Raw genomic sequence first — 23,269 nt, 5'->3', positions numbered from 1 at the left:
TTATAAAAAAATAAGATAAATATTAAGAAAAGAATTTTTATCTTAAAAGGAGTAAATTAATGTTCAAAAGGATTCTTTTAAAATTAAGTGGAGAGGCATTAAAAGGAGAAGATTTTAACATTAATCCTCAAATAGTTAAGGCAATTGCTGAAGAAATAAAAGAAATTAAAAACTTAGGTATCGAAATTGTAATTATTGTTGGTGCTGGTAATATTTGGCGTGGTTTGGTAGGTCAAGAGTTAGGAATGGAACGTAGTCGTTCTGATTATATGGGAATGCTAGGAACTCTTATTAATTCTTTAGCTTTACAAGATGCTTTAAATAATTTAAAAATTCAAACAAGAGTGATGACATCTTTTCCTGTTATTGCGGTTGCAGAACCATATATCAAAGAAAAAGCTTTAAGACATTTAAACAAAGGAAGAGTTCTGATTTTAGGAACTGGGCTAGGTTTACCTTTTTTTTCAACAGATACTGCTGCAGCTCTTAGAGCAGTAGAATTGGATGTAGATGTTATTTTGATGGCAAAAAATGGTGTCGAAGGCGTTTATAATAAAGATCCTAAAAAACATAAAGATGCTTTTTTATTAAAACAAATTGATTATAAAGAAATTTTAGCTCAAAGATTAAATATTATGGATATGACTGCCGTGTCTTTGTGTTGGGAAAATAAGGTTGATATTTTAGTTTTTGATATGAATATAAAAGGAAATATTAAAAAAATTATTTTAAAAGAAAAAATAGGTACTTTGATCACTTCTAAGAGGGATAAAAATGAAAGATTTAGCGAAGTTAATTTTTGAAAATTTAGAAAAGAAAATGTTACAAGCTCAAGAAGTAATGTTATCTAAATTTACTAATATTCGAACAGGGATAGCTAATCCTAAAATTTTAGATAAAATAGCTATTGATTATTATAATGAAAAAATGTCTTTAAAAAATATTAGTACTATTAGCGTTTCAGAAGGAAACCAAATTAATATTAAACCATTTGACAATAGTATTATTGGAGAAATTTCTAAAGCTATTTTAAATTCTGATTTAGGAATAACGCCACAAGATGATGGTCAAGTTGTAAAATTAGTTTTTCCGCGGCCAACAGAAGATAAAAGAAAAATTTTAATTAAAGAAGTTGATAAAATAGCAGAACAAGCTAAAATTTCAATAAGAAATATTATTCGTCAAGGTAAAAAAACAAAATTAAATGAAACAGATACATTAGAAGATCATTTTTCTAAAGATATACAAAATTTAAATAATAAATTTATTAAATTAGTTGATACAGATACAATTAAGAAAAAAAATGAATTGTTGAAAATTTAAAAATGAAAAAACAAATATCTTTTAACAAAATTTATATTGGATTAGTTTTATTTTTAATAACTTTATGTTTTTATTGTATTTCTGATCTAAATTTTTTTACTAATTTTTGTTTATTTGGTATTTTTGTAATTATGATAGGTTCTGTCAAAGAAGTATTAAATGCGACGAAATTAACAAAAAGTAAATTTTTACAAATTATTTTGTTTATTTTTGTTTTTTTATTTTTTTGTTATTTTTTATCTTTTTTGTTGAATTTTTTTCATAACAAGAACGATGGATCGGTTTTTTCGTCTGAAGAACAACCGATTATAAAATTATTACAAAAAATATTTGCGCAAGAATATTTTTTATTTTGTTTTTTGTTTTTTTTGATTTGTTTATGGATATGTTTTTTATTTATTCATAAGTTTAGAACAGAAAATTTAAATTTTTTTTTATTAATTTTATTATATATTGTTTTTTCTAGTGCTTGTTTTTTTACTTTAGTTTGTTTAGATTATAAATGGTTTCTTTATCTTTTTATTATTACTATTTCTAGTGATAGTTTCGCTTTTTTAGGCGGAATTTTATTTGGTAAAAATCTTTTATATCCGAGTGTTAGTCCTAAAAAAACTTGGGAAGGTTTTTTTTGTGGTGTTATAGTTTCGTTTATTATTATTTTATGTTGTTTCGGATTTAAAACGATACCATTTTGGTTTTTTACTTTTTTTAGCTGCATTATGTCTCAATTTGGAGATCTTATCTCTTCTAAATTGAAAAGAGATTTTTCAATTAAAGATTTCGGAAGTATAATACCAGGACATGGCGGTTTATTAGATCGTTTTGATTCTTTATTATTTTTATCTTTTTGTGTTATAGGTTTATTAAGTTATCCTTATATATATAATAATATTTCTTTAAAATAATAAGTTAAAAAATAAAAAAATTCAAAATAAAAAAATATTATTTATTTTTTATTTTGAATTTTTTTTAAAAAATTAAACTCTTTGTACTTTTAATTTTTTTAATGCGCGGGCTGATATGTAAACTTTTATCTTTACACCCTTTTCATTTATAATTTTTACTTTTTGCAAATTAGCTTTTTGTGTTCTTCTAGTAGCGTTCATTGCATGACTACGTCTATTCCCGAATAATGTTGTTTTTTGTGTAATATAACATTTACTCATAATATTTTTACTTTTATCCTTGTTCTAATCTTAATTGTAATATATCTCTTATTATAATATATTTTTATTAAAAAAACATATTTAGTTTTTATAAATTAAGATATATAAGGTTTTATTCAATCTTAAAACAATATTTTGAAATATTTCAACTATGTTATAATATAATTAGTTTTTATTTATTTAAAAAAATTAAAATAATATAAATAATTATTTTTAATTTATCGAAATAATTAGTAATATAAATTATCAAAACAATAAAGGATTTTATAATATAAAATGACAGAATACAGAATTATAGATGGCGATTTATTTAAAAAAATGATTATAAACGGCGCTTTTAATTTGAAAAAAAATCACCAACAAATCAATGATTTAAACGTTTTTCCTGTTCCTGATGGCGATACTGGTACTAATATGCAAATGACTATGATGGAAGGAGTTAAAAAACTTCAATTAATAAATGATTCTTCTATTATTACAGTAACTAAAGTTTTAGCTGATGCTTTATTAATGGGTTCGAAAGGAAATTCAGGAGTTATTTTATCACAATTTTTTTCTGGAATTCATGATTACATTGATCGTTTACAAAAGAATAAAATTAATGTTGAAGAATTTATTTCTTCTTTGGTTAATGGTTACCAAAAAGCTTATGAAGCAGTAATTGAACCAGTAGAAGGAACTATTTTGACTGTTTTAAGAGAATCTATCGAAGAAACTGTAAAACAAAAAGAAGAAATTAAAACTATTAAGCAAGTTATCCAAATAACTATTGAAAATGCTAAAATTTCTTTACAAAAAACTCCTAATTTATTACCTGTTTTAAAAAAATCAAAAGTAGTTGATAGCGGTGGGGCTGGTTTTATTTTCATTTTAGAAGGAATGTTATTATATTTAGATAATGTTGAATTAGAAAATGATGATGTTCAAGATTTTGATTTAAAATCGAATCATGATATTCATGAAATAAGTGATTTCAAAAATCAGTATTGTACAGAATTTATTATTAAATTAAATAATTTAGATAAATTCGATATTAATAATTACAAAAAACAAATGAGTTATTATGGAGATTCTTTAATTTTATTTAAAAATAATGATTTATTAAAAATTCATATTCATACTAATAATCCAGATGATGTTTTACAGAATTTATTATTGCATGGTCAATTGATAAAATCAAAAGTTGATGATATGAAAAAACAACATTCTGAATTTATTGCTAATAATAAAAACGAAAATAAAGAAGATTTAGTTAAATATTCTATTATTACTTTTGTTTCTGAATACGAAGAGAAAGAAGTTTTTGATACTTTGAAAGAATTACAATCTGATTTTGTTATTAATTTAAAGACAAAAGATTTTTCAATAGAAAATTTGAACAAAATAATTAATAAAGTTGATGCCGAAAATATAGTATTATTTCCAAATGAACCTAAAGTAATCTCTATTATCGAGGAAGTTTGTAAATTATATCCTCAACTTAAAATACAAATTATACCGACCGAAAGTATTCATGAAATTTATAGCGCTCTTTTAGTTTTTAATAAAACTATTTCTTTAAAAGAAAATTTGGATAATATTCAAAAAAATATGAAAAAGGTTAAATTAGGTAAGATTTTGAATTTTAAAAAAGAACAAATTAATTTAGATATTTTTTCATCAATTTTCGAAAATAAAACTATAGAAAGCGATAAAGATTTAATTTTATTAGTTAAAAATTTATTAAAAAAAATGATTAGTTCGAAAAATAATTTTTTGACTATTTTTTATCATAAAGAAAATGTATTTGAGAAAAATTTAGAAAAAATAGAATTATTTTTGGAAAAAGAATTTCCTAATTTAGAAATAGAGAAAATTAAAAATAATAATAATATTTATCCTTATGTTTTTGTGTTAGAATAATATTAATTTTTGATTTATTTTGAATACTTAGAATTTATTTTTTCGCTAATAAAATATAAATTTTTAAGATTTTAAAAAAATAATAAGATTTTGTTTTATTATTTTTTTGTGGATATGGCGGAATGGTATACGCGCATGTTTGAGGGATATGTGAATTTTATTCTTATGAGTTCGAGTCTCATTATCCACACCACATTTTAAATTTTATTAATAAATAAAACAAAATTATTTTTAATAATTTTAATTCTGAAATAAATTTGAAATTAATTTAACAAGATATGTTCGTGTTGAAGTATAAGTTATTAAAAGTAATTTTGTTTTTTTATTCAAAAAAAGTTATTTTTTGTTATAATTTTAAATTATTATAAAAAAATTAATAAAAAGAAAGAGGCCTTATTATTATTAAAAAAAGATTATTTTTTTTTGATATAGATGATACTTTGTATTGTAATGAAAAAAAAAGAGTTTTACCACAAACTAAGAAGTTAATCGAGGAGTTGTCTAAAAATCCTAATATAGTTTTAGGTATCGCTACTGGAAGAAATCATGCTAATTTAGATGTTATTAGTGATTTATTACCTTGTTTTAAATATTTAGTTTTGATTAATGGCGCTTTAGTTTTAGAAGATAAACAAATTATTGATGAGAATCCGATTCCTGTTGATTATATTAAAAAATTTTTAGAAGGAGTTAAATTGCATTCTCAATATAAACTTGTAGGCGCGGCTATAAGCATGGATAAATCATCGTGTTTTTATCAAGATCAATTACATCAAACGGAAATTATTAAATATTGGCAAACAAAATTCGATATTTCTGTTGATAATGAATTTTATTTAAAAGAAAAAGTTTTTATGTTGAATTTGTTCGGAGAAGAAAAAATAAAAATGAAATCTTTTTTAGATGAGTTAGATTTGTTCAAAACTTATTATTGGGATAGTCATGTTGATTTGACAATGAAAAATATTAATAAATTTCATGGAATTCAAAAAATTAAAGAAAAATATCCTGGTTACGAAGTAATTTGTGTAGGAGACGGTTGTAATGATAAAGAAATGTTGGAACGCGCTGATATAGGTATCGCGATGGGTAATTGCGAATATGAAGAAGTTAGACAACAAGCGAATTTAATATCCGATTATATTATCGATGATAAAATGTATGATTTTTTTAAAAAACATGATTTAGTTTAATAATTTATTATTTTAAAAAATTATGAAATAAATTTTTATTTTATAATTTTTTTCTTATTCATTAATTAGCGAAGGATTTTTTCAATGGATCAAAAGACAAAAGAATTTTATATTTTTGTAGAAAAATTTAAAATTTTAAAAGAACAAGAGAAAAATATTTTTTCTAAAATTGTGAATAAATTATTTCAAGTTAATTATTTAACTATTCAAAAAATAGAAGACGCCAATGATTATCGTTTTATTTTATTATATAAAGAATTATTTTCTTCTTTTTTTAAACTTTCTGATTTTCAATTAGAAATTAAAAAATACGATGAAGTTATTTTGATTAAAAATTTAAATCATTTTAATAAATTAAAATTAAGAAAAGAAGAAAGCCTTATTTTATTAATTTTACGTATTTTATTTCAACAAAAAGAGAAATTAAATCTAATTATGGTAATGTTATTACAATATATTTACAAGATATTTATCATAAATTAAACAGTATTGTTTATAAAGAAGTTAAAAAATTAACTAAAGAAAAAATAAGAAATATTTTAATGTTATTTAGAAGATATAATATTATCAATTATATAGATAATGATTTATCTGATGACTCGATCATAACAATTTATAATTCTATTATTTATGTCATTGATTTGGATATGGTCGAACAATATAAAAAATTATTAAATTCGGATTTTGATGAAGCTGAAAATGAAAAATTAACTAGAATAAAATTAATCAATTGGCATTTATTTTCTTATCAAGATATAGAAATTAAAGATAATATTTTAATTTCAGGGGAAAATGGGTCAGGTAAATCTACTTTATTAGACGCTTTACAATATGTTTTGATAGGCGAAAGAAATGGTGTTAAATTTAATATAGCTGCTAACGAAAATGCAAAGCGTTCTTTAGAAAGTTATATTAAAGGCAAAATCGGTCTTGAAAATAAAGAATTTGTAAGAAATAATGATGTTATTACTCATATTGCTTTAGAATTTTACGATGAAACTCAAAAAGAATATACTATTTTAGGTTGTGTTTTGGAATTACCTTATAGAGGTTTATTAAAAGAAAAATTTTATCTTGTCTCTAATATAAATTTAAAAAAAGATATTTTTTCATTTGATGATCAAATAAGAAATATTAAAGATATGCGTGATTATTTAAGGACTTTTAATAAAGATTTTAATTTCTTTGATACTAAAAAACAATATCAAAATGCAGTTGGTAAATATTTACAAATTAATATTTCTAAATACTTAAAAATATTACCGAAAGCTTTAGCTTTTAAAGCTTTGAATTTACAAAAATTTATTTTTGATTTTTTATTAGAAGAAAATCCTATTAATATTAGTGGTTTAAAAAATAACGTTAGACAATTAAAAAAAATCGAATCTCAAATAGAAATAGAAAAAATAAAATTAAAAGAATTAGCTAAAATTATAGAAATTCATAAAAATTTGAAAAAAATAGATGTTCAAGTGAAAATTTATTTTTTAACAGAAAAAATGGTTTTAGTTAAAAAAAATGAAAAAAAATTAGAAAATACAATTAAAACAAAAGAATTAATTAATAAAGAATTATCTGAATTATTATTGAATAAAAAAAAATATAATGAATCTATAGAATATTTAAATGATTATATTTTAAAATTACAAACTAATAAGATTCAAAATAATTTAGGCTCTGTTTTATATTCTTTGCAAAAAGATTTAACTAAGGATCAAAGATTTGTTAAAGAAAGTCAAGAACAAATAGATATTTTAAAAAAACAATTAGCAGAAGAAATTGTCATTTTAGAAAATTTGTTTGCTTTAAATCCAGAAAATTTTTTAAAAGAGAGTATTCAAAAAATAAATTCTTTTTTGCAAAATTCTAGACAACAAAAAAATTTTATATTAAAAGAAGATTTTGCTGAAATATCTAATTATTTATCTCAAAAAATAATTAATATTAATATTAATCAAAATATTTTAAATAAAGAAATGATTCTTTTAAAAGAGAAAATTAATAAAAATAATTATGAATTAGAAATGATTAATCAAAATTATGTTTCTAAAAATGATCATTTTTTTAAAATCAATAATTTATTAAAAGAAAAATTAAAAATAAATATAATAAAAATATTTTTGTTTATCCTTTGTGCGAGTTGATCGAAATCAAAGATGAGTTATGGAGAAACGCTATAGAAGGTTTTTTAGGTGTTAGAAAATTCAATTTAATTATAGATCATCGTTATTTCGATTCAGCTTTAAAAATTTATGAAAAATTACAAGATGATTTGAAAATTTATGATGTAGGTTTAGTTAATATCGAAAAAATACCTGATATACCTAATAATTTGGATAGTTTGGCTTCACATATTTCTAGTGATAATAAAGATGTTTTAAAGTATGTTAAGATATTATTATCACATATAAAATGTGAATTAAATATTGAGAATTTAAAAAATCATAAAACAGCTATTACTCCTTCTGGAATGATTTATAGTAATTATACTGCTAAAAAATTAAATCCTAAAATTTATAAAATTCCTTATATAGGTTTTAATTCTTTTAAAATACGTAAGGATATTATTTTAAATGAGTTAAATTTACAAACTGAAGAATTCTTAAATAAACAAAATTATTTTAGAGAGAATGAAAATATTATTTCTTTTATAAAAAAAAGTAAAATGTCTTCTATTGTTAATTGGGATTTTTCGTCTTTTTTCAACAACAAAAAGAAAAAGAGGAAAATATAGTTAATATTGAAGAAAAAATAACACAATTACAGTTAAATCCTGATTTAACTAAATTAGAAGATAATATCTTTGAAACTCAAGAAGAAAAAAAAATAAAAACTCAAAAATTAGAACAAATTTTATTGCAAATTGCGGAATATCAAAATAAAGAAAAAATAAATATTGTTCAAATTAATAATTTAGAAGAAGAGTTAATTTTTTATAAAGAACAATTATTTGAAGAAGAAAAAAAAGAAATTTTGAATATTGAAGCTGCTTCTGTGCAAATTCATAATTATTTAAATGAATATCCGAATAATTATGAAATGATTTCTAAAAGTATTCAAGAAAATTTAAAAAGCATCGAAAAACAAAAAAATATTTTAAATACTGATCTTATATTTGCTATGAAAACATATATTGATAATTATAATTTGTTAAATATCGAAGCTAAGCCAGAAAGTTTTGATTTTTTCGCGAAAGAATACAATTTAATTAGTTCAAAAAATTTAGTTAAATATGAACAAGAAGCCAAAGAATTAACTATAAAAACAGAAATTATTTTTAAAGAAGAATTTATTAATAAATTAAAAAAAAGTATTATAGAATCACAACAACAAATTCAAAATTTAAATCAGATTTTAAAAAATAGACCCTTCGGAGAAGATTATTATCAGATTATTACTAAACCTTCTGAGGAACCTGAATATCACAAATATTATTCTTTGTTTATACAAGAAAATAAATTAGATATACAAGAACATCAATTAGAACAAAATGATTTATTGGATGAAAATAATTTATCTTATAAAGATATTGTTTTGAATGAATTATTTCAAAAGATTATGTCTTTTGAACAAGAATATGAGAATATATCTTATCAATTTTTAGATTATCGTAATTATTTAAATTATGATATTAAAATTTATGATAAAGATGGTAATTTTTCTTTTTTTTCTAAAATTTTTAGAGAAAAATCAGGAGGAGAAACTCAAGTACCTTTTTATATTATTATCGCTATTTGTTTTGAACAATTATTAGCAGAAAATGGTGAATCCAAAGGATGTTTAGTATTTTTTGATGAAGCTTTTAATAATATGGACGAAAATAGAATAGATGCTATGATGTCTTTTTTCAATAGTTTAAAAATACAATTTTTATTGCAATTCCTCCTCAAAGAATTTTCAATATTTTACCTCACGTCAAAACTAATTTAATTGTTGTTAAAGATAAAAATTATGCTATTGTAGAAAACTTTATAAAAGAAATTTAAAATATATTCACTTTTAGATTTCTAATATTGTTTTATAAATGTTTATATAATTATTTTTGTTATTATGATTTTATTTGTATAATTTAAATTTTGAGACAAAAAAATTTATTTTTTTATATTAATTTTTTATTATTTAAATTATTTTTTATTTTATAAAGTTTAATATAGATTAGCTTAAGTAGTTAAATTGAATTTCAGATTATAAATTTTAGAATTTATTTTTGATATTTTTTCTTTTTTAACTTTCGATATATTATTTTTAATAATAATTTTTTTATTATTTATGAAAAAATATTATTAAATTATTTATATTAACATCTTTTATTTAATATAATTAGATTATGAAAGTAGAAATAAAAATATATGTTTCAAAATACAAATGATTATAAAAAATATATTTATTATTTTTTAAGAAGCGTCGTGTTTGTTATTAATTTAATTTTAAATATTTTTTGTCTTTTTTTATTTGTGGTATCTATTTGCAGAATCTATTGGGGTCCTGAGAAAATTTTGGACATTTTTAGAATTGATTATTATAAAGTTGCAAGCGGAAGTATGGAACCTTTAATAAAAAAAGAGGATATTGTTGTAGTTAAGAAAATTCCAGATAAAGAAAAAGAAAATATTGTCATAGGCGATATTGTCATTTTTCAAAATAAAAATATGACTGATGGTATACCTATTATTCATAGGGTTGTATCCAATAATACTAAATTAAAAACAATTGAAACAAAAGGAGATAATAATCAAAAGAAAGATAGTTCCTCTACGAAATACGATGGTATTTTAGCGAAACATATTTTTACTATTTCTTATTTTAAAACATTTTTATGTTTTTTCTTTTTGATTTTGTTTATATTCTCTAATATGCCTTTTTTATTGAAAAATTTATTTTTAAGTTCGAAGAAAAAAAATAATCTTTATAAATAATAGTGATAAAATGACGTGGAAAGAATTCATTTATCAAGAAAGACAAAAAAAATATTTTCGAAATATAATTAATTTTTTAGAAGTTGAATCGGAAATAAAAAAACAAATTTATCCTCCTTTGAAAAACATTTTCGAAGCTTTTGTTATGACTCCTCTTAAAGATGTTAAAGTAGTTATATTAGGGCAAGATCCTTATTTTAATATAAATCAAGCTCATGGTTTATCTTTTAGTGTTAAAAATGAAAAAACTCCTTCTAGTTTGAAAAATATTTTTAAAGAATTACGAGATGATGTGAATTTAATCTCTAAAACTAATAATTTAACTTTATGGGCTAAAAGAGGTGTTTTTTTATTAAATAGTATTTTAACAGTTGAAGCAGGTAAACCTTTAAGTCATCAAAATATTGGATGGCAAGAGTTTACTAAAAATATTTTTAAATTTTTAAATAAAAAAGAAAAAATAGTTTATATTTTGTGGGGAAAATTAGCCCAAGAATATATTAAATATATTGATATAGAGAATAATTATATTTTAAAAAGTCCGCATCCTTCACCCCTTTCAGCTTATAAAGGTTTTTTCGGTTCTAAACCTTTTTCTAAAACTAATTCTTATTTAATCAAAAATAAAATCTTACCTATTGATTGGGATTTGAATAAATAAAATAAAACTTTATTATTTATCTTAATTTGTTTAAAGGTGGTTTTTGTATGAGAAGAGTACATGTTTTTAAAAATTTAAAATTAGAACAGTTCGAAACATTAAAAAAAAGTTATGAAAAATTTATTTTGTCTGGGTCTCAAAAGGATATTTATTTAATAATAAAAAAATCAAAAATTAGAATAACATGTTATAATAACGGCACTTGTTTAATTCAAGGAAATGATGTTAGTGATGAAATCGAATATATAAGAAAACTTTTGTATTTAAATTTTGATAAATCATTAAATAATTTGACTAATTTTAAAATTCCAAATAATAAAGATATTATGCATTTTAATGAAGAAATAGATGATATAAACGATAAAAACATTATTGGTTCAGATGAAGTAGGAATAGGAGATGTTTTTGGTCCTATTATTGTTTGTTCCGCTTTGGTAACAAAAGAACAGATTCCTTTTTTACAACAAATAGGGGTAAGAGATTCTAAAAAAATTTCAAATTGTAAAATTCAACAAATAATGTTGATGGTAAAAGATAAAATTTCTTATTCAGTTCAAATATTATCTCCTTCTGAATATAATATTTTAAATCAAAAATATAATTTAAATAATATCAAAGCTTTATTACATAATAAAGCTATTTTAGATCTTTTAAAAAAAATAAATAAAGATGCAATGGTTGTATTAGATCAGTTTGCTAGTCCTCAAAATTATTTTAATTATTTAAAAAATGAAAAAAAAGTATATAAAAAAATTATATTCGAAATTAAAGCCGAATCTAAATATTTAAGTGTAGCTTTAGCTTCTATTATAGCTAGAAATATTTTTTTAGAGGAAATGGATAAATTAAGTAATAAAATAGGTATAAAATTACGTTTAGGAGCAGGTTATACAGTAGATCAACAAATAAATGAAATTTATCAAAAAAATAAAGAATTTATTTTTTTTCAAAAAATAGCCAAATGTAATTTTAAAAATATCAAAAGATATTTTAAATAAAAAAATATTTTTATTTATTGAAATTGAAATATCAAAATTTTAAAAGTAATTATGAATTTACATTATTTTAATAAATAATAAAAAAAATAATTTTTATTATTTATTAAAATAAAGTTTTTATATAAAATTAGAGGTATAAATATGTCTACTATTTTTACTAAAATTATTAAAAAAGAAATTAAAGGTTACATTATTTATGAAGATGAATTAGTTATTGCTTTTTTAGATATTATGCAAGCTACTAAAGGTCATACTTTAGTTGTTACTAAAGAGGAATACGTAACTATTGAAGAAGTTCCTGAAAATGTTTTTCGACATTTATTTGGCGTGGTCCAAAAAATAAGTAAAATTTTAATTAAAACTTTTAATTGTCAGGGCATTAATTTGTTAAATAATAATGGTTTTATATCAGGGCAAAGAGTATTCCATTACCACGTTCATTTATTACCTCGTTTTTCTAGTGATGAAATTAAAATTATTTTACCTGATAATATTAATAAAATGAAAGAAAATGATTATCAAACGATTGTAACAAACATTCTGTATGAATTTAGAAAAATAAATTTATAATTTTAAATAAAAATTATAAAAAAATTTTGAAAAGGTTTAAAAAATTATGAAATGGCCAAAAAGAAAAACCGAAAAACAAACTATACTTGAAGAAATTTTTAATGCTGTTTCTCATGGTGTAATGGTTCCTTTTAGTATTGTTATTTTTTGTGTTTTTTGTAATAACAAAGGTTTTCAATTTCCTTTATTTTTGTTAACATTTACTATGTTTATGCTTTATTTAATGAGTTGTTTATATCATTCTTTATCTTTTACAAAAGCTAAAAGACATTTTCAAAGATTCGATCATATTTGTATTTATTTATTAATATGGGGTAGTTTTTTACCTTTTTTATTTTCTTCAAAAAATACAAATTTATTTAATTTAATTTTTTGTATTTCGCAATCTTTTGTAATATTGATCGGAATATTTTTGAAAATATTTCAATTTAACAAAGGCGATAAAATTCATTTGATTTTATTTTTATTATTAGGTTGGAGTGGTATATGGGTTATATTCGACTCATGGGACATTGTAAAGAAAGATAATAATATATTATTATTTTTATTTTTAGGAGGTGTTTTTTATAGTGCCGGAATTTTATTTTATAACGAATTATATAAAAAATATTATCATTTTATTTGGCATTTATTTGTAATTTTAGGTAATTTATGTCATGTTTATTCTATTCATTTGTTACTGAACTAATTTAATGAATTGTTTTATTTTAAAAAATAATATATAATATTAATATGGATAATGAAATGAAATTAATTATAGCTATAATTTCTAATGAAAACGCTAATAAAGTACAAACATCTTTAAATCAAGAAAATATTTTTAATACTAGATTAACTACTAAAGGCGGTTTTTTAAAAGAAACTAATACTACTTTTGTTATCGGTATAAAAAAGGAAAAGGTTGAAAAAGTTTTAGATATTTTTAGAAAATTTTCTAAAACTAAAACACAATTAATTCCTAATAATATTTTAAATGAAATGAGTGTTTTCGCTCCTTTATCTTCCGAAGTTACTATTGGAGGAGTTACTGTTTTTATTTTAGATATAGAACAATTTTTAAAAATATAAATTTAATTCATTGCATAGAAGAGTTTTGAAAGGAAAAAATGATATATGGCTTTAAATAAAGAACAAAAAAAAGAGATTATTTTAAAGGCTACTAATTCTGAGATTAATACTGGCTCCATACAAGCACAAATTGATTTATTATCTAATGAAATAGAAGAATTAAATAAACATTTAAAACAACATCCATTTGATTTTCATTCTAAACGTGGTTTGTTAACTAAAAATAAAAAAAGAACTATTTTTCTTAAATATTTAAAATCTAAAAGTAAATTATAAATAAAAAAGCTATCTTAAAATTTTAAGATAGCTTTTTTATTTATAATTATGATTTTTATTTTTTATTATTTTTATTTCTTGGAGCGAATGAGGGGAATCGAACCCCCGTCTTATGCTTGGCAAGCATAAGTAATAGCCACTATACGACATTCGCGATTTTTTAATTTATAAAAATGGTTACTTTTAAATTATAACATAAAAAAATATTTTATAATATCAAATTATACTGGTGCCTTTAACAAGAATCGAACTTGTATTTTGTCATTACCATTGACATGTTTTTCCATTAAACTATAAAGGCTTTTGTTTATAATATTAATTATAATTAATTTTATCATATTAAATGAATTTAAAATATAATAAAATGTTTATTTTATTAGTATTTATTATATAATAAAAAAGGTGTTTCATCTAATTATAAAAAAAGGAGTTTTAAAATTAATTAATGAAAAATAAAACAAAAGTTCAATGGCAAGGTTGCGTAAAATGGTACAATTTCGAAAAAAGTTTTGGTTTTATTAAATCAGTAACACCTATCGGTGAATTACCATTTAGCGAAATCGCTGAACAATTTGGGATTGACAATTCAGAAATAGAACAGTTAGTTGACAAAAGAGCAAGAGAAGAAGATGATTTATTTTGTCACTCTAATAACATTGTACAAGGTAATACAGAACCACTTCCAGGACATTATCAAAATAGCAAATATAAAAAATTAAAAGAAAATGATAAAGTAGAATTTTTTATCAAATTAGTAAATGGTAAAGAACAAGCTTGTTTAATAGTTGTAGTTTAATTTTTGTATTAAAATTAATATTTAATTAAAAAAAGATTCAATGAATCTTTTTTTAATTAAAAAGAATTTATTAAAATTTTTTTTAATTAAAAAAAGAATTAAAATAATTAGGAATATTTTATGAAAAAATTTAGTAGCGAATCAGTTACAAAAGGTCATCCGGATAAAATAGCGGATCAAATTTCAGATGCTTTGTTAGATTCTTTTTTAAAAGAAGATCCTGAATCTAAAGTAGCGATCGAAACCGTAGTAACAAAACAAATAGTTATTGTTTTAGGAGAAATAAAAACTTTATTTAAGTTTGATTCAGAATATATTGAAAATGTTATCAAAAATGTTGTTAAAGAAATTGGATATAATAAAGAAAGCGAAAATTTTTGTTATCAAAAAATATCTATTTTAAATTTTATTCATGAACAATCAAGAGAATTAACAAAAATTGTCAAAAATAAAGGAGCAGGAGATCAAGGTTTAATGTTTGGTTATGCAACAAAAGAAACTGATCTTTTTTTACCTTTAAATTTTTTGTTAGCTAGAAATTTATCTTTAAGATTAACTGAAGTTAGAGAAAAACAAATCTTACCTTTTTTAAGACCAGATGGTAAAACTCAAATTACTTTAGTTTATGATGAAAATAATAATCCACTTTATATAGACTCTATTGTTGTGTCTACTCAACACGAAGAAAATATTGAACAAGAATTTTTAAAAAAGAATATTTTAAAATATGTTATCGAACCGATAATTAATCCCGTTTTAATTAATGAAAAAACTAATTTTTTTATTAATCCTTCTAAAAGTTTTGTTATTGGAGGCCCCGCTGCTGATACAGGTTTAACAGGAAGAAAAATAATTCAAGATGCTTATGGTGGAGAAGTGCGTCATGGAGGCGGTTGTTTTAGCGGCAAAGACGCTTCTAAAGTTGACAGAAGTGGTGCTTATATGGCTAGATATTTAGCTAAAAATATTGTTGCTGCTGGTTTATGTGATAAGTGTGAAATACAACTATCTTACATCATATCTTTTGATAAACCTGTTAGTTTATTTATAAATACTTTTGGCACGAACAAAGTTCCGGAAAATTTAATTCTTGAAACGATTGAACAAAATTTTGATTTAACTCCGCAAGGAATAATTAAAATATTAAATTTGAAAAAACCTTTATTCCAAATAACTTCTCGTGAAGGTCATTTTGGACATAATGATAATTTATTTTCTTGGGAAAAAATAGATCAAGTTCCTCTTTTTTCTAAATTATTGAAAGAACAAAATTAATTAATTATTTTTAAAAATTATTTATATTATTTAGAAATTTTTTTGATTAATATCTTTAGTCAGCAAATATTGTTCTGATTTTTTAATTAATTTGATTTTTGATAATAAAAAGGAAATTATTTTATATGAAAAATTCTAAATTTGTTAAAGAGATAACTCCACGTTCTCTTGATTTCGGCAAATGGTATCAAGAAATTTGTTTAAAAGCAGAATTGCTTGACTATTCAGATATTAAAGGTTTTTTTATTTATCTACCTTATGGATATGCTATATGGGAATTTATTAGAGAATTCGTAGATAAAAGATTAAAAAAACTTAATCATCAAAATGTTTATTTCCCTTTATTATTTACTGAAAATTTATTTAAAAAAGAAAAAGAACATATTGATGGTTTTTCTCCAGAAGTTATTACAATTGAAGAAGTTAATAAAGAAAAATTATTAGATAAATTAATTATAAGACCTACTTCAGAAGTATTATTTTCTCAATATTATGCAAAAAAAATATTTTCTTATCGTGATTTACCAAAATTATTTAATCAATGGTGTAATGTTGTACGTTGGGAAAAAACTACTAAACCATTTTTAAGAAGTAAAGAATTTTTATGGCAAGAAGGACATACAGTTCATGCCACTAAAAAAGAAGCTATTAAAGAAACTATTACAATATTGAATTTATATAAAAATTAGGAAAAGAATTATTAGCTATTCCTTTTGTTTCAGGAAAAAAAACACAATTAGAAAAATTTAAAGGTGCTGAATGGACTTATTCTATTGAAGCTTTAATGCACGATAAACAAGCTCTTCAGGCCGGAACTTCACATTATTTAGGAAATAAATTTTCTAAAAATTTTCAAATTAAATTTCAAGATTCTAATTTAGAAACTCAATTTGCTGAACAAACTTCTTGGGGGATTTCTACAAGATTAATAGGAGCTATGATTATGATTCATGGAGATGATGAAGGTTTAGTTTTACCTCCTTATATCGCCCCTATCCAAATAGTTATTATTCCTGTTCAATCTCAAAACGAAGAAGTTTTAGAAAAAACTAATCAATTATATAAACAATTATCTAAAAAATATAGAGTTGTTTTAGATAATCAAAATAAAAATATTGGTTGGAAATTTAGTCATTATGAATTAAAAGGTATTCCATTGAGAATAGAATTAGGATTAAGAGATTTAAAAGAAAATAACATTACAATCTTTACAAGACATAATTTTCAAAAAAAAATAATCAAAGAAGAGTCTTTATTGAAAGAAATTTGTATTTTATTAAAAACTATTCATCAAGAAATGTTTCAAAAAGCTTTGAATTTTTTAAATGAAAACATATTAGAAGTTGAAACTTATGAAGATTTTAAAAAAAATCTTAAAAATAAAGGCTATATTAAAATGAGTGTTTATGAGAATGAAGCAGAAAAAATTATCAAAGAAGAAACAGGAGCGACAGCTAGAGTTATTGTTTCACAAAAATTAATTACTAAAATATGCCCTGTAACTAAAAAGAAAGCTAATCAAACTATTTTATTCGCTAGAGCTTATTAAAATTTTATGTCATTATTTTTTATTAATAAAAATAATTTAAAATAATTTTTTTTATTTTTTCAAAGTTTTTTAATTTGATTTGATGAATATTATAATTTTTTTGAATTATATAAAAAAAGATATAATTAATATGTTGTTTGATTTAAATAAAATTTTTAATTTTTAAAAATTTTTGAGTTTATTTATTTATAATTTTTTTTGATATAAAAAATAAAAATATTTTGATATTTTTTATTTTAATATATTTTGACAATAATCATTAATAAGAGTAAAATATGAATTTTAAAGTAGCTATTATAGGAAGACCTAATGTAGGCAAATCAAGCTTATTTAATCGTATTTTAAATAAAAGATTAGCGATTGTTTATGAAGAGGCCGGGACGACTAAAGATCGTATTTATGCTGAAGCTACATGGTTAAATCAAAAATTTTTTATTATTGATACTGGAGGAATTGTTTTTGATAATGTTCCTTTAATTCAACAAATTAAACATCAAGCCGAATTAGCTATTTCTGAATCTAATTTAATTATTTGGGTTACTGATGGTCAAACTACTACATTAACTAAAGAAGAATTAGAAATAACCAAAATGTTATATAGTAGTCATAAAAAAGTTATTATAGCTGTTAATAAAATAGATAATTTAAATTTATATGAAAATGTTTATGAATTTTATTCTTTGGGATTTAGTGATATCATAGGAATTAGTACACAACATGGAATTGGTATCGGTAAATTATTAGATAAAGTTGTGTCTTATTTGCCACGTAATAAAAAAATAGAAAATGATGAAACAGAAGATTTAAGATTTTGTTTAGTAGGTCGTACTAATGTTGGAAAATCTACTTTAACTAATGCCTTGTTGTCGCAGGAAAGAATGATTGTATCTGAATTACCAGGGACTACAACTGATGCCGTTGACACTATATTTGAAAAAAATAATCAAAGATATCATATAATAGATACCGCTGGTATGCGAAGAAAAAAAAAATTTTATGAAAAACATGAAAAGTATAGTTTTTTAAGAGCTTTGGATGCTATTCAAAGAAGCGATATTGTTTGTTTTTTGTTAGATATAAGTTATAATATTACCGAGCAAGATAGAAATATCGCTGCTATTATTTTTAATTATTCAAAACCTTGTATTATTGTTTTGAATAAATGGGATTTATTAGAACCTTCTGACAAAGACATAAAAAAATTCGAATTAATGGTTAAAACAGAATTTAAATTTTTTAATCATGTTCCAATAGTGTTTTTATCTGCGAAAAATATAAAAAGAATTCATACTTTGTTTCAAGCTTTAGACAAAGTTTTTAATAATTATAAACAAACTTTTTCTTCTCATTTATTAAATGATATTTTACACGAAGCTACTCAAATTAATCCTCCATCTTTTTTTAATCAAGGTAAAGCCAAATTTTATTATTTAAAACAAACAGCTACGAAATGTCCAGAATTTGTTTGTTTAGTTAATGATCCTAAATTTATTCATTTTTCTTACGAAAGATATTTAAAAAATCAATTAAGATTAAATTTAGAATTGAGCGGAATTCCTTTGAAAATAATTTTTAAAAAGAAAGAAGTTTTTTTGTAATGGAAAAAATTACTATTATTGGTGGCGGAGCTTGGGGAGCGACTTTAGCTCAAGTTTTAGATGATAATTCGAATAAAGTATTAATTTATGACAATAACATTGAATATATTAAAAAATAAACGAACAAAAACATCCTTTTTTTGATGTTCGTTTATCTGATCAAATTAAAGCAACTAATGATTTAGAAAAAGCGCTTTTCCATTCTGATTATATTTTTTTATCTGTTCCTGCTCAAAATATGAGAAATTTATTCAAAAAAATTAATAATATTTTAATTTCAAGTAAAAATTTTATCAATGTTTCTAAAGGTATCGAATTTCAAAGTAATAAAATTATTTCTCAGATTATTACAGAAGAAATATCTGCTGATAAAATTAAAAATTATGTTTTTCTTGCTGGCCCTTCTCACGCTGAAGAAGTTATTTTGAGAAAAATTACTTTTTTAACAGCTTCTTCTTTAAATCAAGAATTTGCTTTAAAAATTGCTAAAATATTTTTTAATAAAAATTATTTAAAAGTTTCTGTCTCTAATGATGTAATAGGTTCTGAGATATGCGCTTCTTTTAAGAATGCTTTGGCTTTTGTCAGTGGCATGCTAGATGGCGTTAATTTCGCTTCTAATGCTCGTTCAGCGTTTATTACTTTCGGAATTGCTGAAATGAAAAAGATTTTATTTTTGTTTTCTAAATCGAATTCTATCGAAACTGTTTTGAGTTTGACAGGATTAGGAGATTTGACGGTTACTGTTTTTAATGAAAATTCTCGTAATTATCAAGCCGGCAAAAAAATTCAAATGGGCAAAAATTTAGATCAAATTTTGAATCAAGCTACTCAAGTAATCGAAGGAATTTATAATTTAAAAGTTTTTTATAATTTAGCAATTAAAAATAAAATTTGTTTACCAATTATAGAAAGCGCTTATAAGGTTATTTTTGAACATAAACCCGTTGATTTTATTCTATTAAATATTTTTGAAAAATGTTAAAATAACAAAAATATTTTTTTATTGTAATATTTATGTTGATAATATTTTTTTTTATGTTAAAATTCTAATAGATTTTACAAAATTTTTAAAAATTAATGAAAATTAGAGGAATTAAAATGAATAAGTTACAATTAATTAGCAAGATGTCTAAAAAGTTAAATGTTAAAGCAGAACAAGTAGGAGAATTTTTGTCTTGTTTAAGTGATGTTGTGGTAGAAAGCTTAAAAGAAGAGAGACAAGAAAGTCCTGATTCAAAAGTAATTAAAGTAGTTATTGGTAATTTAGGAGCAGTACATTTAAGACATAGAAAAGAAAAAGTATGTAAAGTTCCAAAAAGCGATAAAGTTGTAACTCTTCCAGCTAGATTTGTTCCAGTATTTAAAATAAGCAAAACATTTAAAGATTTAACTTCGGAAGAAATTTAAAATAAATATTTGAAAATTTTTAGAGTAAATGATTTTTTATAGTTTTTATTTTAAAAAAAATAATTTCTAATTGCGCCTAGAAAACAAATATAATAATAACAAAAATAAAAGGTTTAAAAAATGAGTGATTTAGTAAAATTAATTTGTACAGAATGTGGTAGAGAAAATTATCATACTTATAAAAATAAGAAAAAAACTCCTGGACGTTTAGAATTTAAAAAATATTGTCCTTTTTTACGCAAACATACTGTCCACAGAGAAAAAAAATAAATTTTAATGGAGTTTTAACAAAATGTCTTTTTATCAAAAAAATCGTTCTTTATTGTTATCTAAAATGAAAAAAGGTAGTATCTCTTTATTCTTTTCGAATTTAAATGATTTTTCTCTTGATTTAAATTTTGCCTTAAACAAAAATTTTCATTATTTGACAGGTATAGAAGAAGATAATTCTGTTTTATTAATTATTAAGGATTGTTATGGTAATGAAGAATCTTTTTTATTTTTAAAATATCATGATGTATTAAAACAAAAATGGGATGGAGAAAGTTTGAGTTTTGAAAAAGCATCAAATGCAAGTTGTATTCCATTAATGAATATTTTAAATATTGATGTTTTAAATTCTTTTTTAACTCGTTTATTGAATACTGCTCAAAATTCTAAATATGGCCTTATTGAAAATTTTTATTTAGATTTATCAAATACTGATTTAAATAACAAATTTAATTTGTCTTTATTGAGAGCCGAATGGATTCAAAAAAATTATCCTTATATAAATATTTATGATTCTTGTAATTTTTTAATAAATATGAGAGTTATTAAAAACGAAACAGAGATTGATTTGATAAAAAAAGCAATTGCTTTTAATGATAAAGCTTTAAGAGCAATTGCTAAAGTTTTAAAACCTGGTATGTATGAATATCAAATATCAGCATTTTATCATTATTTTTTAGCTAATCATGATTTACATCCTTCTTTTAATACTATTATAGCTTCTGGAAAGAATGCTATTATTTTGCATTATAATAAACAAAAAGATCTAATTAAACAAAATGATTTAGTATTGCTAGATTTAGGTGTAAAATATAATAATTATGCTTCTGATATTTCTTTTTGTTTCCCTGCTAGTGGAAAATTTACATCTCAACAAAAAATTATTTATGATATAGTTTTAGAAGTTAATAGAAAAATTATTGAATGGATTAGACCAGGATATACTTTTCAAGAAATGAATCAATTTGGAAAAGATATTTTAAAAACAAGATTGCAAAAAAACGGCTTTATGAAAGTAGACGAGAATATAGAAAAATATTGTTATCATGGATTAGGTCATTATTTAGGTTTAGATGTTCATGATGTGGGAAATGTTTACGAACCTATCAAAGAAAACAGTGTTATTACTGTAGAACCCGGTTTATATTTTGAAGAATTGAATTTAGGTATTAGAATTGAAGATAACATTTTAATCAAAAAAGATGGTAATATTAATTTAACTAAAAATATTCCTAGAAAAACAGAAGATATCGAACTTTTAATGATTCAAGAATAAATATTTTTATTAAATTTTAAATTTTTTATTTTGATACATTGGGGCCCTGTAGCCAAGTGGTAAGGCATGGCTCTGCAAAAGCTTGATCGACGGTTCAAATCCGCCCAGGGCCTCCAAAATTAATCTTTAATTTATAAATAATTTATATAATAAAATAAAAAGCATTTTTGAAAAATCGAATATATTTTGATTTTTCAAAAATGCTTTTTTAAATGGAAATATTTTTAAATATGAAATTAATAAAATGATAAATATTAAAAAAAATTAACTAATATTTTTATTATTAATTTTTTTAAGAATATTTTTGGAACCAAAATTAAATCTGTTTTCTGTTCCTTTGATTAAATTTTGTATATTACTAGAATGTTTTACAAAAATTAAAATAGTTATAATGAGAAATCCTAAAAGTGTCCAAAAATCAATGTTAATCTTGTTTCTATTTATTAAATACGAAATCCATAAAAAAACATTAACTAATGAAGTCGATAATAAAGAAGCTAAAGAAGCATAACCCGAAATTCTTATAAATAAAATAAAAAATACGATTCCTAAGATTCCAATAAGAGGGTCTATAACTGTAACAACGCCTACAGAAGTTGCTATCGCTTTGCCTCCTTTAAATTTGTTAAAAACAGAAAACATATGTCCTAAAATGGTTGCTATCGCGCATAATAATCGATAATCTGGCTTAATTATAATAACCAAAAAACCTTTTAAAAAATCTAATAAAAAAACAACAAAACCATATTTCAATCCTAAAATTCTAGTTGCATTAGAAGAACCTATATTTTTAGAACCTAATAAACGTAAATCTTTATTTTTAAAAATTTTACTTATTATTAAACCCATCGGAATAGATCCTATTAAATAATAAATAAAACAATTTGAAACAATTTTTATAAAATCATTATATTGCATTTGTTTTACCTTTTTATATAAATTTTAAAGAAAAAAGTTTTTTCATAGAAATTTATTACATATACTATATTTTATTATATTTTATAAAATTATGCGTTTATAAT

General features: G+C 21.6%; 26 protein-coding genes, 4 tRNA genes and 1 pseudogene. 27 read left to right on the top strand and 4 right to left on the bottom strand.

Features of this window, described 5'->3' with window-relative positions:
• Positions 1-59 precede the first annotated feature (59 nt).
• From pyrH to JNO41_RS02800, 3 genes are read left to right on the top strand one after another with little or no spacing between them, the layout of a single operon-like run.
• Positions 60-803, top strand: a complete 744-nt coding sequence (gene pyrH, locus JNO41_RS02810) for a UMP kinase (protein ID WP_121463730.1) — start codon at positions 60-62, stop codon at positions 801-803.
• Positions 775-1,323: a ribosome-recycling factor gene (locus tag JNO41_RS02805; protein ID WP_121463729.1), complete on the top strand. Its 549-nt coding sequence runs from the start codon at positions 775-777 to the stop codon at positions 1,321-1,323. The genes pyrH and JNO41_RS02805 overlap by 29 nt, the downstream gene beginning before the upstream one ends.
• A 2-nt stretch (positions 1,324-1,325) precedes the next feature.
• A complete protein-coding gene (locus JNO41_RS02800; protein ID WP_121463728.1) occupies positions 1,326-2,228 on the top strand; it encodes a phosphatidate cytidylyltransferase in 903 nt (300 codons plus the stop codon).
• 72 nt (positions 2,229-2,300) lie between these two features.
• On the opposite strand, the gene rpmB is transcribed toward JNO41_RS02800, so the two are convergent.
• A complete protein-coding gene (rpmB, locus tag JNO41_RS02795; RefSeq protein ID WP_121463727.1) occupies positions 2,301-2,489 on the bottom strand; it encodes a 50S ribosomal protein L28 in 189 nt (62 codons plus the stop codon).
• Between the two features lie 276 nt (positions 2,490-2,765).
• On the opposite strand from rpmB, the gene JNO41_RS02790 reads away from it, so the two are divergent.
• The 14 genes from JNO41_RS02790 to rpsO all read left to right on the top strand — a co-directional run bounded on the left by JNO41_RS02790 (position 2,766) and on the right by rpsO (position 14,073).
• A complete protein-coding gene (locus tag JNO41_RS02790) occupies positions 2,766-4,391 on the top strand; it encodes a DAK2 domain-containing protein (RefSeq protein WP_121463726.1) in 1,626 nt (541 codons plus the stop codon).
• Positions 4,392-4,499: 108 nt separating this feature from the next.
• Positions 4,500-4,584, top strand: a tRNA-Leu gene (locus tag JNO41_RS02785).
• Positions 4,585-4,786: 202 nt separating this feature from the next.
• On the top strand, positions 4,787-5,584 hold the full coding sequence (locus tag JNO41_RS02780) for an HAD family hydrolase (protein WP_121463725.1): 798 nt from the start codon (positions 4,787-4,789) through the stop codon (positions 5,582-5,584).
• 84 nt (positions 5,585-5,668) lie between these two features.
• A complete protein-coding gene (locus JNO41_RS02775) occupies positions 5,669-6,067 on the top strand; it encodes a DUF4194 domain-containing protein (RefSeq protein WP_432729401.1) in 399 nt (132 codons plus the stop codon).
• Positions 6,068-6,126: 59 nt separating this feature from the next.
• A complete protein-coding gene (locus JNO41_RS02770; protein ID WP_432729399.1) occupies positions 6,127-7,728 on the top strand; it encodes an ATP-binding protein in 1,602 nt (533 codons plus the stop codon).
• Positions 7,725-8,318 carry a hypothetical protein gene (locus tag JNO41_RS02765; RefSeq protein ID WP_432729397.1) on the top strand — a complete coding sequence of 198 codons (594 nt, stop codon included), beginning with the start codon at positions 7,725-7,727 and terminating at the stop codon, positions 8,316-8,318. The genes JNO41_RS02770 and JNO41_RS02765 overlap by 4 nt, the downstream gene beginning before the upstream one ends.
• The gene (locus tag JNO41_RS02760; protein WP_432729395.1) at positions 8,267-9,514 is read left to right on the top strand and encodes an SbcC/MukB-like Walker B domain-containing protein; all 1,248 of its coding nucleotides are present in this window, start codon (positions 8,267-8,269) and stop codon (positions 9,512-9,514) included. Before JNO41_RS02765 ends, JNO41_RS02760 begins: the two co-directional genes overlap by 52 nt.
• Positions 9,515-9,933: 419 nt before the next feature.
• A complete protein-coding gene (locus JNO41_RS02755; protein ID WP_121463722.1) occupies positions 9,934-10,500 on the top strand; it encodes a signal peptidase I in 567 nt (188 codons plus the stop codon).
• 10 nt (positions 10,501-10,510) lie between these two features.
• Positions 10,511-11,161: a uracil-DNA glycosylase gene (locus tag JNO41_RS02750; protein ID WP_121463721.1), complete on the top strand. Its 651-nt coding sequence runs from the start codon at positions 10,511-10,513 to the stop codon at positions 11,159-11,161.
• 47 nt (positions 11,162-11,208) lie between these two features.
• Positions 11,209-12,159: a ribonuclease HIII gene (rnhC, locus tag JNO41_RS02745; RefSeq protein WP_121463720.1), complete on the top strand. Its 951-nt coding sequence runs from the start codon at positions 11,209-11,211 to the stop codon at positions 12,157-12,159.
• 141 nt (positions 12,160-12,300) lie between these two features.
• Positions 12,301-12,729, top strand: coding sequence for an HIT family protein (locus JNO41_RS02740; protein WP_121463719.1), 429 nt, complete (start codon positions 12,301-12,303; stop codon positions 12,727-12,729).
• 46 nt (positions 12,730-12,775) lie between these two features.
• Positions 12,776-13,417 (top strand): PAQR family membrane homeostasis protein TrhA, encoded by a 642-nt coding sequence (gene trhA / locus JNO41_RS02735; RefSeq protein WP_121463718.1) that lies wholly within the window; start codon positions 12,776-12,778, stop codon positions 13,415-13,417.
• 56 nt (positions 13,418-13,473) lie between these two features.
• On the top strand, positions 13,474-13,797 hold the full coding sequence (locus tag JNO41_RS02730) for a cyclic-di-AMP receptor (RefSeq protein WP_121464240.1): 324 nt from the start codon (positions 13,474-13,476) through the stop codon (positions 13,795-13,797).
• 45 nt (positions 13,798-13,842) lie between these two features.
• A complete protein-coding gene (gene rpsO / locus JNO41_RS02725) occupies positions 13,843-14,073 on the top strand; it encodes a 30S ribosomal protein S15 (protein WP_121463717.1) in 231 nt (76 codons plus the stop codon).
• Between the two features lie 79 nt (positions 14,074-14,152).
• Here the strand turns inward: rpsO and JNO41_RS02720 are convergent.
• Both JNO41_RS02720 and JNO41_RS02715 read right to left on the bottom strand, forming a co-directional pair.
• Positions 14,153-14,227: transfer RNA gene (locus JNO41_RS02720), tRNA-Gly, on the bottom strand.
• A gap of 73 nt (positions 14,228-14,300) precedes the next feature.
• Positions 14,301-14,374: transfer RNA gene (locus tag JNO41_RS02715), tRNA-Thr, on the bottom strand.
• A gap of 144 nt (positions 14,375-14,518) precedes the next feature.
• On the opposite strand from JNO41_RS02715, the gene JNO41_RS02710 reads away from it, so the two are divergent.
• The 10 genes and pseudogenes from JNO41_RS02710 (at position 14,519) to JNO41_RS02665 (ending at position 22,363) form a co-directional block, all read left to right on the top strand.
• On the top strand, positions 14,519-14,869 hold the full coding sequence (locus tag JNO41_RS02710) for a cold shock domain-containing protein (protein WP_121463716.1): 351 nt from the start codon (positions 14,519-14,521) through the stop codon (positions 14,867-14,869).
• Between the two features lie 120 nt (positions 14,870-14,989).
• Positions 14,990-16,144: a methionine adenosyltransferase gene (metK, locus tag JNO41_RS02705; protein ID WP_121463715.1), complete on the top strand. Its 1,155-nt coding sequence runs from the start codon at positions 14,990-14,992 to the stop codon at positions 16,142-16,144.
• A 125-nt stretch (positions 16,145-16,269) separates the two neighbouring features.
• Positions 16,270-17,693: pseudogene (proS, locus tag JNO41_RS02700) on the top strand (proline--tRNA ligase).
• Positions 17,694-17,968: 275 nt separating this feature from the next.
• Positions 17,969-19,291, top strand: a complete 1,323-nt coding sequence (gene der / locus JNO41_RS02695) for a ribosome biogenesis GTPase Der (RefSeq protein ID WP_121463713.1) — start codon at positions 17,969-17,971, stop codon at positions 19,289-19,291.
• The gene (locus JNO41_RS02690) at positions 19,291-19,410 is read left to right on the top strand and encodes a hypothetical protein (RefSeq protein WP_432729390.1); all 120 of its coding nucleotides are present in this window, start codon (positions 19,291-19,293) and stop codon (positions 19,408-19,410) included. Before der ends, JNO41_RS02690 begins: the two co-directional genes overlap by 1 nt.
• Positions 19,407-20,276 (top strand): NAD(P)H-dependent glycerol-3-phosphate dehydrogenase, encoded by an 870-nt coding sequence (locus JNO41_RS02685; RefSeq protein ID WP_432729680.1) that lies wholly within the window; start codon positions 19,407-19,409, stop codon positions 20,274-20,276. Before JNO41_RS02690 ends, JNO41_RS02685 begins: the two co-directional genes overlap by 4 nt.
• A 116-nt stretch (positions 20,277-20,392) precedes the next feature.
• Positions 20,393-20,701 (top strand): HU family DNA-binding protein, encoded by a 309-nt coding sequence (locus JNO41_RS02680; RefSeq protein WP_161554961.1) that lies wholly within the window; start codon positions 20,393-20,395, stop codon positions 20,699-20,701.
• Between the two features lie 120 nt (positions 20,702-20,821).
• Positions 20,822-20,971 (top strand): 50S ribosomal protein L33, encoded by a 150-nt coding sequence (rpmG, locus tag JNO41_RS02675; RefSeq protein ID WP_121463710.1) that lies wholly within the window; start codon positions 20,822-20,824, stop codon positions 20,969-20,971.
• Between the two features lie 22 nt (positions 20,972-20,993).
• On the top strand, positions 20,994-22,247 hold the full coding sequence (locus JNO41_RS02670; RefSeq protein WP_121463709.1) for an aminopeptidase P N-terminal domain-containing protein: 1,254 nt from the start codon (positions 20,994-20,996) through the stop codon (positions 22,245-22,247).
• Between the two features lie 42 nt (positions 22,248-22,289).
• Positions 22,290-22,363 (top strand) — tRNA-Cys (locus JNO41_RS02665).
• A gap of 148 nt (positions 22,364-22,511) precedes the next feature.
• On the opposite strand, the gene plsY is transcribed toward JNO41_RS02665, so the two are convergent.
• Positions 22,512-23,165 (bottom strand): glycerol-3-phosphate 1-O-acyltransferase PlsY, encoded by a 654-nt coding sequence (gene plsY / locus JNO41_RS02660; RefSeq protein ID WP_121463708.1) that lies wholly within the window; start codon positions 23,163-23,165, stop codon positions 22,512-22,514.
• Positions 23,166-23,269: the final 104 nt, after the last annotated feature.

This window comes from 'Prunus avium' virescence phytoplasma, from assembly GCF_050916135.1.
Lineage (GTDB): Bacteria > Bacillota_I > Bacilli_A > Acholeplasmatales > Acholeplasmataceae > Phytoplasma > Phytoplasma ziziphi.
The sequence above is the reverse complement of the archived record's forward strand: the minus strand, read 5'-3'. Positions and strand labels throughout refer to the sequence as shown.